Source organism: Eubacterium coprostanoligenes (genome assembly GCF_900167205.1).
Taxonomy (GTDB): domain Bacteria; phylum Bacillota; class Clostridia; order Oscillospirales; family Acutalibacteraceae; genus Eubacterium_R; species Eubacterium_R coprostanoligenes.
Genome location: NZ_FUWW01000010.1, coordinates 61,375 through 75,078, shown reverse-complemented (window position 1 = coordinate 75,078; position 13,704 = coordinate 61,375). Strand labels below are relative to the sequence as shown.

Genomic DNA, 13,704 nt, shown 5'->3' with positions numbered 1-13,704 from the left:
TATTTTTTATTCAGCCGAAGAACTGCTTCCCGAAGTATTGGTATTGCTTGAAATATCAGGCTTTGCAACCTTTACTTTCTTCATTGCACCCTTATATTCTTTAACCTTTGAATTATAGGTAAATTCCTTTTCGGTCTTTTCTTTAAGGTCGGATTCGCAATCATAAAGATACTTTGGTTGCTTGCTGATAAAGAACATAATGTGGCAACCGTATTTTGAATCAACTATTCCGGTGTCGCCGTATTTTCTTGAATCATCCATTGACCAATCATTGAAGCTTTTAACCATTGTTCCCTGCTGAACGCCACCACAAAGTCCGCCATAAATGCCTGATGTACCGCTTGAAGTAGATTGTGTGTCCTTTGAATACTTTTCGGCAAGTTTTGCAAATTCAAGTTCTGTCTTACCGCCGGCATTAAACTTGTCAAGAATTTTTTGGGCTTTCTTTCTTGCTTCTGCCAGTTGTTCATCTGTAAGATTAATATCGGAAGAAGATGTGTCCACACCGTCAGGCATAATGAGAATGTGACGAACAGAGTAAACTTCTTCGTTGTCTGTCTGCGGTTCGCTAACCTTATAGAATATATAAACAACCTTATTTTTTGAATCGTCAAATGCGTTTACATCGCCAACCTTTGTGCCGTCATCAAACAGCCAATTTACGGCTTCTTCAACAATTCCTGTTTCTTTTGCTGTGATTGAAACTTCAATATTTGCGCTCAAAAGTTCTGCACAAGATTCGGCATCCTGAGCATAGCCCTGCTGAACATAGTTGTCAATCATATCCTTGCATGCAACCGGAATGAGCTTTTTCATATCGTCTTCAGACTTAATCTTCTTGACATACTTTTGGCACTTTTCCATTGTAGCGGTTGCGTCATCATTTTCGTACGGAACTTGAAGATAAGCAAAAGTTACATTTTCGTATTCGTTCTTATTTTCTTTAAAATATTTTTGAATTTCTTTGTCTGTGAACTTTTTGCTTACAGAAAGTTTTTGATAATAATTCTCTGCAATGTAGCACTGCTTGAGCATCTTTTCGATAGTTGCATAGCCACAATAATCACCATAAGTGTCAGAAATATACTTATCAACAGAAACATTACTGCTTGTTGCAGTATCCTTAAGAGTTTCAAGAGTTGACTTCACGGATTTTTCTTGGCTTGCCGAAAGGGTTACACCCTCTGCCATAGCCTTTTCATAATAAGTAGTGATGTACTGAATCTGCTTGATTGTTTCATCCTTGAAAAGCTGTGACCAAGAAACTTCCTTGCCGTCGCTGTTTGTAGTGGTTTGAACATCATACGACTTTGTGGTGTCAAGGTCATAATATCCAGAGCTTGCATATGAGATATAGTTCTGAGAGATACAGCTGTAATAATAGTTATACATACCGATTGAAACCGGTGTATCATTAACCTTAAGTGCAACATTGCCCGGATTCATTCTCTCATCAGTGTTAGGCTTTGTGTAATAGAATGTGCCCAAAACAGCAAGCACGGCAATTACAACAGCCAAAACCATAGAGATAAGTACAAACTGAAGTTTGTCGCCCTTGATGCCTTTTGCCTTTGCAGGAGCTTCCTGTTGTTGAGGTTCAGAAACCTTTTTTGGTCTTTCGGCAGTTTCGTACGGGTTAGATTCAGGAATATGAATTTCAAACACATCGTTTTCAATCACATTGCTATTGAGGGTATGAGCCTCGCCATCAAACTGCCAATTGTCGTTTTCTTCATAAGTAGCGTCTGCCTCGGCATTTGGTGCCTCTTGTATTTCTTCGGCAGGAGCTACAACCTTTTCATCTTTTTCTTCAGATGAATTGAGATTTTCATTTTGCTTTTCAAAATCCTTTTCGTCCACAAAATCACTCCTATAAATATAATAAATACGCATAAATTATACAACACTTTACAAACTTTTGCAATAGTTATATTATTTATTAATTATAAATATAATGTAAAGTGAATGTTAATAAATTCATCTTGCATTAATATAACTTATATGTTATTATCTTTGCAGAAATAGATTTCAACATTTTTTGACAATTTGTTAAGGTGACAATATGACTGTTACAGTTATGAAAGAGGATAAAAAGATATTCACATGGTTGCTTACAATCATTGGGGTTTCGTTTATCCTGCCGGAGTATATCGCTCCGCTGTTTGTTTTTTTCTTTTATATTCCATTTTTAAGGCATTTTAAAAAAACAGGCAGAAATGCAAAAATCGGAAATTTAGGCAAAGCCTTTATGGCATATATGTGCTATATGATTATGTCGGGGATTTGGAGCGGAACACATCTTTTGTCCTCTCTTATCGGACTTTTGTGGATGGGATGCTTTTTGTTCTACATAGAATCGGCAAACATCATCAACACAAAGGATAAGCTGAAAAATGCAATCTTTGCACTCAACATCTCATCAGGAGTTATGGGACTTATTGCAACACTTGAATTTGCAACCTATAACCTGACAAAATATGTTGACGGATTCAACTTTACGATTTCCAATCCGCTGTATTATCAATTAAACGATTGGGTATTCAGCCTGTTCCCGTTTGAAATTATCAACAGCCAATATCCGTCAAGAGCGGCAGCAACATTTGACAATCCACTGATTTTGGCAACATTTTTGATTATCACAACTCCGTTTTGTGCATTTTCATCGGTATATTTCAAACATTCGAAGCACAGAAAATTAAGCAGAGTTTGTTTTGCTTTTTCGCTTTTGGGAATACTTTGCACTGAATCGAGAGGAGCATACATTGCAATAGCATTGTCAATTGTGACCTTGCTCATCAGCAGTAGAAAAATATTCAAAAAGTTATTGCCGTTTATGTTTGTGCTTGCAATCGGAATTCCGCTCACCATATCATTACGATACAAGAACAATTCATCGGGCAACGAATTTTTGGCATCGAACAACAACAGGCTTGCAATTTGGAGAGTGTGTGCCGACCTATTCACCGAACACCCTATAATCGGAATGGGTGCAGGAACGGAGAACATCCACCAAGAGATCATTCAAAGAATCGGCATCAACCGTTCACACGCACACAATTTGTTCCTTGAAATTGCGACCGAGGGCGGTATAATCGGAGTTGTCTTAGTAATAGCAATCATTGTTGTTTTTGCAAAAAATCTTTTCAAACTATTCTATCTCAAAAACAACGCATACAGACCGTATGCCGTGCTTTATACATCATCAATTATCGGATTCATTACAATGTCGCTTTATGAACACACATTGCAATCGCCAAAGGAAATGATGGTATTCTTCTTGTTTTTAGGATTTGCGGAGGCCACCCTACGAATGGCAGAGGGCACAATTCAGCTATCGGATGATGAAGTGAATATGTTTGAGGATTTTTCCGCACAGGACTACATCACGGACGAAGAAGAACAGCAAGAAAAAGAATTAATCACAAAATAAAATAAACAAACATAAAAAACGCAGAACCTACAAAAGGCTCTGCGTTTTTGTGTTTAATATTTAAACATTAATCCCACATTATGCTTGTGCCGGAGCACCTACAGGGCAAACACCTGCACATGCACCACATTCGATGCAAGCATCAGCGTCGATAACATACTTGCTGTCACCCTCTGAAATAGCAGAAACAGGGCATTCAGCTGCACATGCACCACATGAAATGCATTCGTCTGAAATTGCGTAAGCCATTATATAATACCTCCTAATTAGATTAATAGCAATTTTCCAAATTCTATTGACTTTAATATATCATTACAAGATGAAAAAAGCAATAGTTTTTTGGTATAAATTAATCAAATGTTTAAAAATATACATTGAATAATATGTTTAATATTAACATATTTACTTATTTTTTACAAGTTTCACCTCATCACGGGTAAGTGAAACAGGAATCGAACCTTCAGGAGCATCGTCAGGCATAACCTTGAGATTGCCGGTGAGAACAGCAGCGTCAACAACCTTGCCTCTGTTGTTGCGACCCCATTCAACCGTTGAGCCGACACGAGGGGTGATTTTGTTCAAATACTCATATGAATTCTGTTCATATTTCAAACAGCACATAAGTCTGCCGCAGCAACCGCTGATTTTTGTCGGAGAAAGAGAAAGTCCCTGATCCTTGACCATTTTGATTGAAACAGAATGAAAATCATTGAGGAATGTTGAACAACAGAAAGGTCTGCCGCAAACACCGAGTCCGCCAACCATTTTTGCCTCGTCACGAACACCGATTTGGCGAAGTTCAATGCGAGTGTGGAAAGTTGAAGAAAGGTCCTTTACAAGCTCTCTGAAGTCTACTCTGCCCTCTGCGGTGAAGTAAAAGACAATCTTTGAATTGTCGAATGTATACTCAACCTCGGTGAGATTCATTTCGAGTTTGTGCTCCTCAATCTTCTTCAAGCAAACAACATATGCCTCTTTTTCGGCAGCTTTGTTTTTTTCGATTTGAGCAAGGTCTTTTTTGGTGGCAACTCTTTTTACAGGTTTAAGCGGAGGCACGATTTCGTCATCCGGAACTTCTTTTATGCCTGATGCCGCCATGCCGTTTTCGATGCCACGAGCAGTTTCAACAATAACCACATCGCCTGCTTTGACATCTATTCCCTGCGGGTCAAAATAATATGTTTTTCCTGTGTCCTTAAAGCGAACACCAACAACTTTAATCATATATGTATATCTCCATTCAAGATTATTATCTTCCTATTGCACGGCGAAAATCATAGCAAGTCTTTGTGATGAGAATTGCATTATTGCCGTTTTTCAGCGTTAAATCAAGCAGATTTTCACAAGCCAAAATCAAATTCATCAGCTTCTTTCTGCTGAAGCTTGTTGCAAGTTTGGCAACAGTTTCTCTCTGCCCGGACAGAACATCCGAACCGTTCGAATAAACCATTGCATCTCTGAACACGGTTTTGAGCAAAGTCAAGGTTGACACAAGAGTTTCCCTATCCCTATCAAAAACCGAGCAAACCTTGAGCAACGAATATTCATCATTACTCGTTAAAGCATTGCACACATCAACGGCAATACCGCTGATTTTTGAAAGTTTGCTGTCGCCAAGGCTTTCAATAGCCTTGCCTATATTACCGCCCCAAACGGTGCACGCCTTAAGTGCTTCGTCATAATCAGCCGTTTCGTCCTTTGAGCAAATATACTTTGCACCCTGCACCTCATTGACACCCTCAAGAGTGAGAACTACGCTTCGGGAAAGCACAGTTTCGAGCAAAGCGGATTTATTGGTAACAGTCAAAATGAACATTGCATACTTCGGCGGTTCTTCAAGAACCTTGAGCAGAGCATTTTGTGCACTCTCGTTCATACATTGACAATTACCCAAAATATATATTTTATAGTCAGCCTCATTGGGTTGCATATAAACATTTTCTTTTACATCACGAACAACATCAACATGAAACGACCTTGCACCGCCTGTTGCACTGTATTCGTATAAATCGGGGTGAACGCCTTTGAGCACCTTTGAGCACTGTGGACAATTTCTGCAAGGCTTATTTTCGCCCTTGCAAAGCAAGTTAAGTGCAATCTCTCGAGCAAAAGTTCGCTTGCCGAGCCCCTCATCACCCTCAACAACTATTGCGTGAGGCAATCTGCCTGACGCTTGGAGAAAAGAGAGCTGTTCCTTGACCTTTTCATTTCCAACAAAATCTTCAAAATTCAAGACAAACCCTCCTTTAAAATCAAATAATTTGTGCCAATGCAACAATAATCGGCATTGTGATGACTGACAAAATGCTTGTCTGCCCCACAAGTTCGGACGAAAGTGCGGTGTCGTTGTCGTACTTGGCGGCATACATTGCTGTGTTTGTGGCAACCGGTGCAGAAGCCGAAATTGTAAGTGCCGTGAGCATATTGCCCTTTATTCCGATGAGTTTGAATACAAATAGCATAGTAACCGGAATGACAATAAGTCTGACAAGCGAAACCAAATAAACTTCTTTTTTTGCAAAAATATTTTTGAAATTGCAATTTGCAAAGAATGTTCCGAAAACAATCATTGCCATAGGTGAATTGCAAGCACCTACCCTTGCAACAGTATCCATCAAAAATTCAGGCAATCTAACCTGCAACAAGAACAGCGGAATAGCAATCAACACGCTGATAGAGCCGGGATTAAGAAAAACATGCTTTATGCTTATTTTTGCTTTTCTTCCCGATATTTCCCTGATACCGTAAGTGAACGCAAGAATATTGAAAACCGCAACATAGCAAGAGGAATAGAAAATGCCCTCCTCGCCTGCAACACTTTGAGCAAGCGGCAACGCCAAAAATGCGGCATTTGAAAACACCATTGCATAGCTATATATGCCTCGTTCAAGCAAGCTACGCTTTTTAAAGCAAAGTTCGGCAATTCCCATACCGAGAAAATGAGTTAAAAAAGCAAGCAAAAAGGAGACCGCAAGTCCCACAATATGCTCTTTTGTTCGCTCCATAGAGAGAAACGAATTGATGATTGCAACCGGCAATATCATATTGAAAAGCAAATCAACAAGCTTGGTTGCGTCTGCTCGGACAAATATTTTTGTTTTATCCGCAACAAAGCCGACACCGGCAATCAAATATAAAATAACAACCTGAACGGCAACTGTTTGCAAGTTGTCCAAAAATCCAGCCAATAAATCTACCTCTAATCTAATTTTGTATAATGTCGGATGCTCTTTTCAAGAAAATACACAAACGCACCCGTCAAAAAAGCCGTGCACGACAGGACAAAGCCCTCGTCAATCAACGACGCATCCGAAACGGCATCGAGCACTTGACACACAAAATAGAGCGTTGCCGAAAAGCCGTACACCTCAAACGAGAAAACAGAGGATGCAAACGCACCCTTTTTGTTGTCCACCTCTTTGGCGAAAAAGTAAAACGCACCGATAGCGGAAATCACCGTCAAATACATTACGGTTTCGGTCAAAGAAAAATTATGCTCGATTTGCGACAAAAGGGCAACACCCTTCAGCACCGCCCACAAAAGCGGAAAAACATTGAGCAATTTCAGTTCTCTGAAATCATACCGTGCATTTTTGACAAACGACAGCGCCACCATAATCATACAAATTGAGCTGATGATGGCAAATGCACCCTCAAATCCGACCGTTACGGCACCGACAACGAAATTGTAGTCTCCGTCTTTTACAATACCATACAGACGAAGCGAATCGGAAACGAAATCAACAAAGAACCCGACACTGCCGAGAACTGCCCAAAAGGACAAATGAAATTTGTTTTCAAAAACAAATGCGGGAGCGAAATGCTTTTGACGACAAGCGTCAATACCCATAAGGACAAGCCCCAAAAGTACGGCAACAAAAAAGCCAACCGACACAGCCGTACAATCAACAGCAAAAACGGATACTGCTTTTAGAACTATTGCAATCAAAAACGAAAGCAACGATATTTGAGAATATCCGATTTTCACCATTCTCCCCCATTTCCAATCAAAATCAGCGTTGTTCAAGCGGTGTGTACGCTCTGTACTTTGTTACGCTCTTGTATGCAGGTCGCATAATCTTTGATGATGTGGTAAGCTCCTCAAGTCTGTGAGCACACCAACCCGCAACTCTTGCCGTTGCAAAAAGCGGAGTATACAAATCTTCGGGAATACCGAGAACTCTGTAAACAAGTCCGCTGTACAAATCGACATTTGCACACATCGTCTTTTCCACTCCCTTAATTTCGGCAAATACCTGCGGAGTAAGACGCTCAATAGCGTCAAGAGTCATAAATTCCTTTTCAAAGCCGTGGTCAAAGGCAAGCTTTTTGGCACTTCTTTTAAGAATAACGGCTCTTGGGTCGGAAAGTGTATAAACAGCATGACCCATACCGTAGATAAGTCCCGAACCGTCGCCTGCTTCTTTTTTCATTATTCTTGCAAGCATATCTCTGACTTGTTTGTCATCTGTTGAATCATCAAGATTTTCCATAATATATTCCATTTGGTGAGCAACCTTGATGTTAGCTCCGCCGTGACGGGGACCTTTGAGAGAACCGAGACCTGCCGTGATTGCAGAATATGTATCCGTACCGCTTGATGTGAGCACACGGGTGGAAAATGTTGAGTTGTTACCGCCGCCGTGGTCTGCATGAATCATAAGGCAAATATCAAGAAGTTTTGCTTCCTCATCGGTGTACTTCTTGTCCGAGCGGAGAAGACGCAAAATCGACTCTGCGGTTGAAAGTTCCGGTTTGATAGGATGAAGATACATCGACTTATTATAAAACGCTCTGCGCTTTATTTGATATGCCGAGTTCATCATTGTAGGAAACTGTGCGATAAGTTGAAGCGACTGACGAAGAACATTAGGCGTTGAAATATCATCCGGATTTTCGTCATAAGAATAAAGGCTCATGACACAGCGTGCCATCTTGTTCATAATATCCTTTGACGGATGCTTCATAATCATATCTTCGATAAATTCATCCGGCAAAGCTCGGCTTTTACCGAGAACCTCTCTGATTTCCGCAATTTGGTCCTTTGACGGCAGACTGCCGAAAATAAGAAGCCAAACGACCTCTTCAAAACCGAATCTGTCATCGGCTACGCAATCGGCGATTATATCTTTAATGTCATAACCTCGATATGAGAGTTTACCCTCTTTAGGGATACGCTCATTATCAAGAATATAATAACCCTCAACGGACGAAACATGGGAAAGACCTGCCATAACGCCTGTACCGTCAGGGTTACGAAGTCCGCGTTTTACACGATATTTTTGAAAATCGCCGGGTTTAATAATGTTATTCTTTTCAAGTTCGCCGCACAAACCTGAAATATAATCCTGAGAAACTGATGAAATATATTGTGTGCCCATCTTAACTTCTCCTTTCGATAAATTCAGAATACGGTTATATGCAATGCATAAAAAACCATTTTTAAAATATATTATACTAAATAATAAAATTTATGTCAAGGAGCGTGTAAATTGAAAAGAGCCGTGATTTTGTTTGCAATAATCTTCTTTGCAACCCTACTGTTGCCTATGCTGACGCTGATAAAGCCCGCCTCGAACGGAAGCGAGCTTGTAACCCTATTTAACTCGTGCATCACTTTCTTGTGTAGTTGCCGTTGACGAGGCTAAACTTTGGATAAGCGGTGACCGAAATATCAATCTCGGAGAGTTCATCCCTCCAAGTTTTGATATGCTTTTTGTAATAATCAAAGCTGTATCGCGAAAGAAGTTTGCCCGCAAAAAACGGGTCGGATTTTTTCTCAAAACAGGAGCGAATCGCACTCAAAGCGATTTTTTGAATTTTCTTCTTTGCAAGTTTTTCAATGCGTTTAATATCGGCATCGGTCACCTTTGAAGCAACGCCTCGTTCGAGGTCGTTCAAATTTATATCGAACTTTATTCGAGAGCAAAACTTCACTCCGTCATCAAAATAGGCAGTGTTTTTTACTCTTATATTTGTGACTTCAACACCCACCTTGCCGAACTTTTTATCCTTGAGGACTACCGTTGCGGTTTTAACCTTATCATTGACAAGCAAAAAACCGAGCGTATCGGTTTCATCAAGAGTTTGAACATATTTGCCTTTGCTGAAAATTCCTATTCCGTCAAGGCTTGTTTTGTTGTTGTGAGTTGAAAGTACAGGCAAATACACATCGGAAGTTTCCGACAAAAAGTGATTTTGCAAATCCTTTACCGTAACAGCGCAGGAAAGTCCTGTTTCTTCGCCTGTTTTGAGCATATCATAAATTTCCTGAACAGGCACTTTTGTTCTGTGTTCGGAGGATTTCATAACATCCTCGGCGGTGGTTTTGCTCAACGCAACAAATACATCGGGGCGACTGTCAACCGCACGCAAGGTGTAGTCAACAACATTTTCAAGTCCGTTTTGTGCATAATCATTGCCAAAAACAATAACCTTGTTTTGCCCAAAAAACACAGGACTTGAAATATTGGCAGAAGTTTTTGACACAGCCTTGCTGATGTTCCCTGCGGTGCCAAAAGCAACAGATGTAATATTTCCGCCAAAATTTTCGGTTGTTCCGCTTCCCTTTGTCAAATCAAGATACTGAACAGAAACCTTAACGCCTTTTTGAGTTTTATCAACACCGACACCCTGCACCACCGACATTTCGGACAAGCTGTCGCTGCAACCCGAAAAAAGAAGTACAACCAACAAAAGCAACAGTATTATTTTAGATATTTTTCTCAACATTTTCTCTCCTGTCAAAAATCAAAATACAAAGCGGAGCAACGACCGCAAAAGCCAAAAACATACCGACCGTAAGATATTTGGACACTTCGGCAATCCGCATACCGAGGACCTTATCAAAAAACACCGAACCGAGCAACGAAACGCCGGAAAGCACAAGCACCTTTGTCTTGTGGCTGTATTTTTTTATCAGCGTGCTTGCACAAAACAGCATAACGGCGGTTTTCAAAAACACGGCAAAAATCCAAAACGAAGTGTGAAGAATATCGAGCCTTGACATATCGTTAACCGAAGCCATCTGAAACAAGGTGTATATCGGAAACGACTGCAAATCGGCACTGTTGCCGAGAACTCCCGAACAAAACAATAACAGCAAAAACACTCCTGCATATGCACAGCCAAGCCCTGAAAAATATGGCTTTATGCTGTCGCCGTTAGTCTTATCCGACAAGGTTAAAAGCAAAATCGGTTCAATGCAATTGCAAGTGAACAGTGCACAATTCATCAAAAAGTGTTTTGTGTCGTTTTGCATCATAGGGAAGAAATTAACAAAATCAAAATTTTTGATATTAAAAATAAGCACCACAGCGATAACAACAGCGAGCAAAGTTCCGCACAGAGAAGCAAATCTGCCAAGCGGTTCAATGCCCAAATATGCACCGTAGCACACTGCAACAAAAGCCAAAATAATGAACATAAGCATAGGACTTTCGGGGTTCATTTTTGTTGTTGCAAAATAGGCAAATCGTTCCACCGTGAGTGACGAAAAGAACAGAAAATACAGCAAATATGCAATACCAAGTGCTGATGAAAACTGCGGTGATTTCTTCTTTTTTACGCACAAAACGGCGGGAACGGACATCAAGAAAGTAAGTGGCATAGAAAGAGCAAAACTGATGGGAACATCGGTGTCAAACTTGCCGACAGACACCGACTGAACATAGGTCAGCGACACAACAATTCTTGACACAAAGAATATGCAAAAGAGCTGTCGGGGTGATATTTTGCCTCTTTTTGCATCAATCATCAACAGACACCCCTTCCAAATTTGTGACACGGACACGGCGTTTTACAAGTCTGCGCCAGCCACCTCTGAACAGGACATCAACAAGCGCTGTTTTTGTGAGCGGTGACAGCGGTGACGAATACGGAACACCAAACGGATTAAGCGAACAGATATTGCAAAACAACATTGCCGCACCAAGCATAAGACCGTAAATCCCAAAAACTCCGCCAATAATAATAAATATAATTCTGATGACGGCAAGGCTTTCATACAGCGGATAAATCACATATGACGATATAGCCGTGCCTGCAACGACAATCAGCATCGGTGCACCGATTATACCTGCCGACACCGCCGCATCACCGATGACTATTGCACCGATAATTGAAATTGCGTGACCGATACTATCGGGCAATCTCAATCCCGCTTCTCGCATTATCTCGTACACCAGGTGCACAAAAACAGCTTCCACGGTTAAGGTATACGGTGTTGTTGCCTCGTTTGTTGCAATCAAGAACAGCAGATTTGGCGGAATAAGCTCCTGATGAAATGTGCCGACCGCAACAAACAAACCCGGCAAGAACACCGAAACAATAAACGCACCGTACTTGATGATCCGTATAAAACTTGAATAAAACGGCGGATTGTCGTAATCATCAAGTGATGAAAAATTATCCGAAAACAGATACGGAGTGTACATCACAAATGGTGTGCCCTCAACCATAACAGCCACTCTGCCCTCAAGCAGTTTAGATGCCAAAACATCGGGGCGTTCAGTTGTGCCGACACAAGAAAAGAAACTTTTTACATCCGAATCAATAAACGGCAGTAGTTCGCCGTAATCAAGAACGGTGTTGAAATCCGCCTCTTTCAGTCGTTTTTCTACCTCATCAACAATAGTCTTGTCTGCCCTATCATCAATATAGCAAATTGCAACAGGAGTGCGTGCACTGTTGCCGAGGCTCAACTGTTTTTGCTTCAAATGATAGGTTTTGAGTCTTTTACGAAGCAGTGCTTTGTTGTCATTCAGAGTTTCGACAAAACACTCCTTTGCACCTTTTACATTTGCCTCGGTTGACGGTTCGGAAGTATCTCGTCTGCTCCAACCCTGCACGCCAAATGCAAGTGCGGTTGAGCATCCCTCAATCACAACAACAGCAAAGCCCGACATCAAAAAATAATAAGCGTCATCAAAGGTTGTGACCTCGTTTTGCTCCGGGCAATGAACAATCTGCGTTTGGAGAAGTTCAAGATATTCTCTAGGACTTTCGCATTTTTTGTCAAAATCACAAATCGGCTCAACAATCATTTGACTGAGCAACAACGAATTAACAAGTCCGTCCATACAGGCAAGAAACATTCTTGAATTTTTCGTTTTCAGTTCTTTCAATAAAAAATCCGAAGAATCTTTGAAATCATCCTTGAATGTCAGCAAATTAAGCTCGTAATCATCAAACAACTTCATAATAATCACCGTTTTTATTATGAAATGATTTATGTATATTATGCAAAAATGAGGATAACTTAATTTTGGTGAGTATATGTCTATAACATTATTGAGAGCAATAATCATTTACATTTTTATAACCGTGGCAATGCGAGTTATGGGCAAGCGACAAATCGGAGAACTGAATCCGCAAGAGCTTGTTATAACCATACTTATCAGTGCGGTTGCAACCGTTCCACTCGAAAACAACGGTATGCCACTTGCAAATTCGCTGATACCGATTGCGATATTCATCAGTTTTGAAATCATCAATTCCACGCTTTCGATGAAATCAATCAAATTCAGGGCGCTGATAAAGGGTAAGCCGAGATTCATCATCAAAGACGGAAAAATTCAGCAAGGCGAGTTGACGAAACTACGATTCACCATTGATGATTTGACAGACGCAGTCAGGCAGGCAGGAGTATTTGACATTTCGCAGGTTGCAAATGCAATAGTAGAAACAAACGGAGTTGTATCTGTTCAAAAGAAGTCCGAGTATGCTCCGCTGACGCCAAAAGATATGGGAATAAAAACGGAAGGTGCACAAGTGCCGATTACTGCAATTGTTGACGGAAAGGCGGTTGCAGACTGCTTTGGCAATGTGAACATTGACGAAAACGAAGCAAAGCTGATTGCAATTTCAAACGGCGAACAACCTCAAAACATTCTTGTTATGACAATCAAAAATGACGGCACGGCATACATCGTTGCAAAGGAGGAGCAATGAAAAGGATTTGGATTGCGGTTGCCTTGTTGATAATTTCGGCAGGGTTGTGCACATACGAACAAATATATATTGAGGATTTTTGCGACAAGGTGGTGTATATGACCGAGCACGAGGATGCTGACGGAATAAAGGAATTGTGGAAAAAGAAAAATGATGTTATCTACATTTTTTCGGAGCACGATATGGTAGACGATTTGGCGGTGAGCATTGAGCAATTGGACAGCAAAAGCGGTGAAAAACAAAAAGAGGCTCTCGCAGAAATACGAGCGTTGACCTACGCATACCACGAGAACCAAAGAATTACACTTTCAAATATTTTTTAG

Annotated in this window: 14 protein-coding genes; 3 read left to right on the top strand and 11 right to left on the bottom strand. The window is 40.7% G+C overall.

Annotated elements, in window-relative coordinates:
• Positions 1-6 precede the first annotated feature (6 nt).
• Positions 7-1,860 carry a peptidylprolyl isomerase gene (locus B5D29_RS05520; RefSeq protein ID WP_159443410.1) on the bottom strand — a complete coding sequence of 618 codons (1,854 nt, stop codon included), beginning with the start codon at positions 1,858-1,860 and terminating at the stop codon, positions 7-9.
• 202 nt (positions 1,861-2,062) lie between these two features.
• On the opposite strand from B5D29_RS05520, the gene B5D29_RS05515 reads away from it, so the two are divergent.
• Positions 2,063-3,430 (top strand): O-antigen ligase family protein, encoded by a 1,368-nt coding sequence (locus B5D29_RS05515; RefSeq protein WP_078768581.1) that lies wholly within the window; start codon positions 2,063-2,065, stop codon positions 3,428-3,430.
• Positions 3,431-3,508: 78 nt separating this feature from the next.
• On the opposite strand, the gene B5D29_RS05510 is transcribed toward B5D29_RS05515, so the two are convergent.
• The 10 genes from B5D29_RS05510 to B5D29_RS05470 form a co-directional block, all read right to left on the bottom strand.
• The gene (locus B5D29_RS05510) at positions 3,509-3,679 is read right to left on the bottom strand and encodes a DUF362 domain-containing protein (RefSeq protein ID WP_078768580.1); all 171 of its coding nucleotides are present in this window, start codon (positions 3,677-3,679) and stop codon (positions 3,509-3,511) included.
• Positions 3,680-3,832: 153 nt separating this feature from the next.
• Positions 3,833-4,654, bottom strand: coding sequence for a PSP1 domain-containing protein (locus B5D29_RS05505; protein WP_078768579.1), 822 nt, complete (start codon positions 4,652-4,654; stop codon positions 3,833-3,835).
• Between the two features lie 25 nt (positions 4,655-4,679).
• Entirely contained in the window at positions 4,680-5,663 is a 984-nt protein-coding gene (locus B5D29_RS05500) for a DNA polymerase III subunit (protein ID WP_159443409.1), read from the bottom strand.
• Positions 5,664-5,682: 19 nt separating this feature from the next.
• Positions 5,683-6,618 carry an AEC family transporter gene (locus tag B5D29_RS05495; RefSeq protein ID WP_159443408.1) on the bottom strand — a complete coding sequence of 312 codons (936 nt, stop codon included), beginning with the start codon at positions 6,616-6,618 and terminating at the stop codon, positions 5,683-5,685.
• 11 nt (positions 6,619-6,629) lie between these two features.
• Positions 6,630-7,421: a hypothetical protein gene (locus tag B5D29_RS05490; protein WP_078768576.1), complete on the bottom strand. Its 792-nt coding sequence runs from the start codon at positions 7,419-7,421 to the stop codon at positions 6,630-6,632.
• Between the two features lie 22 nt (positions 7,422-7,443).
• Positions 7,444-8,811 (bottom strand): citrate synthase, encoded by a 1,368-nt coding sequence (locus B5D29_RS05485; protein ID WP_078768575.1) that lies wholly within the window; start codon positions 8,809-8,811, stop codon positions 7,444-7,446.
• A 95-nt stretch (positions 8,812-8,906) separates the two neighbouring features.
• Positions 8,907-9,044, bottom strand: a complete 138-nt coding sequence (locus B5D29_RS08700) for a hypothetical protein (protein WP_159443407.1) — start codon at positions 9,042-9,044, stop codon at positions 8,907-8,909.
• A complete protein-coding gene (locus B5D29_RS05480) occupies positions 9,044-10,162 on the bottom strand; it encodes a Ger(x)C family spore germination protein (protein ID WP_078768574.1) in 1,119 nt (372 codons plus the stop codon). Before B5D29_RS05480 ends, B5D29_RS08700 begins: the two co-directional genes overlap by 1 nt.
• A complete protein-coding gene (locus B5D29_RS05475; protein WP_078768573.1) occupies positions 10,143-11,186 on the bottom strand; it encodes a GerAB/ArcD/ProY family transporter in 1,044 nt (347 codons plus the stop codon). Before B5D29_RS05475 ends, B5D29_RS05480 begins: the two co-directional genes overlap by 20 nt.
• Positions 11,179-12,630: a spore germination protein gene (locus B5D29_RS05470; RefSeq protein ID WP_159443406.1), complete on the bottom strand. Its 1,452-nt coding sequence runs from the start codon at positions 12,628-12,630 to the stop codon at positions 11,179-11,181. The genes B5D29_RS05475 and B5D29_RS05470 overlap by 8 nt, the downstream gene beginning before the upstream one ends.
• 76 nt (positions 12,631-12,706) lie before the next feature.
• Here B5D29_RS05470 and B5D29_RS05465 point away from each other — a divergent pair, with 76 nt between their 5' ends.
• Both B5D29_RS05465 and B5D29_RS05460 read left to right on the top strand, forming a co-directional pair.
• Entirely contained in the window at positions 12,707-13,381 is a 675-nt protein-coding gene (locus tag B5D29_RS05465) for a DUF421 domain-containing protein (protein ID WP_078768588.1), read from the top strand.
• Positions 13,378-13,704, top strand: coding sequence for a DUF4363 family protein (locus tag B5D29_RS05460; RefSeq protein WP_078768571.1), 327 nt, complete (start codon positions 13,378-13,380; stop codon positions 13,702-13,704). Before B5D29_RS05465 ends, B5D29_RS05460 begins: the two co-directional genes overlap by 4 nt.

Excerpts from the sequence above, each read along its gene's own strand:
- B5D29_RS05515 (WP_078768581.1), top strand. The coding sequence starts at position 2,063 with ATGACTGTTACAGTTATGAAAGAGGATAAAAAGATATTCACATGGTTG.
- B5D29_RS05510 (WP_078768580.1), bottom strand. The coding sequence starts at position 3,679 with ATGGCTTACGCAATTTCAGACGAATGCATTTCATGTGGTGCATGTGCA.
- B5D29_RS05505 (WP_078768579.1), bottom strand. The coding sequence starts at position 4,654 with ATGATTAAAGTTGTTGGTGTTCGCTTTAAGGACACAGGAAAAACATAT.
- B5D29_RS05490 (WP_078768576.1), bottom strand. The coding sequence starts at position 7,421 with ATGGTGAAAATCGGATATTCTCAAATATCGTTGCTTTCGTTTTTGATT.
- B5D29_RS05485 (WP_078768575.1), bottom strand. The coding sequence starts at position 8,811 with ATGGGCACACAATATATTTCATCAGTTTCTCAGGATTATATTTCAGGT.
- B5D29_RS08700 (WP_159443407.1), bottom strand. The coding sequence starts at position 9,044 with ATGCACGAGTTAAATAGGGTTACAAGCTCGCTTCCGTTCGAGGCGGGC.
- B5D29_RS05480 (WP_078768574.1), bottom strand. The coding sequence starts at position 10,162 with ATGTTGAGAAAAATATCTAAAATAATACTGTTGCTTTTGTTGGTTGTA.
- B5D29_RS05475 (WP_078768573.1), bottom strand. The coding sequence starts at position 11,186 with ATGATTGATGCAAAAAGAGGCAAAATATCACCCCGACAGCTCTTTTGC.
- B5D29_RS05470 (WP_159443406.1), bottom strand. The coding sequence starts at position 12,630 with ATGAAGTTGTTTGATGATTACGAGCTTAATTTGCTGACATTCAAGGAT.
- B5D29_RS05465 (WP_078768588.1), top strand. The coding sequence starts at position 12,707 with ATGTCTATAACATTATTGAGAGCAATAATCATTTACATTTTTATAACC.
- B5D29_RS05460 (WP_078768571.1), top strand. The coding sequence starts at position 13,378 with ATGAAAAGGATTTGGATTGCGGTTGCCTTGTTGATAATTTCGGCAGGG.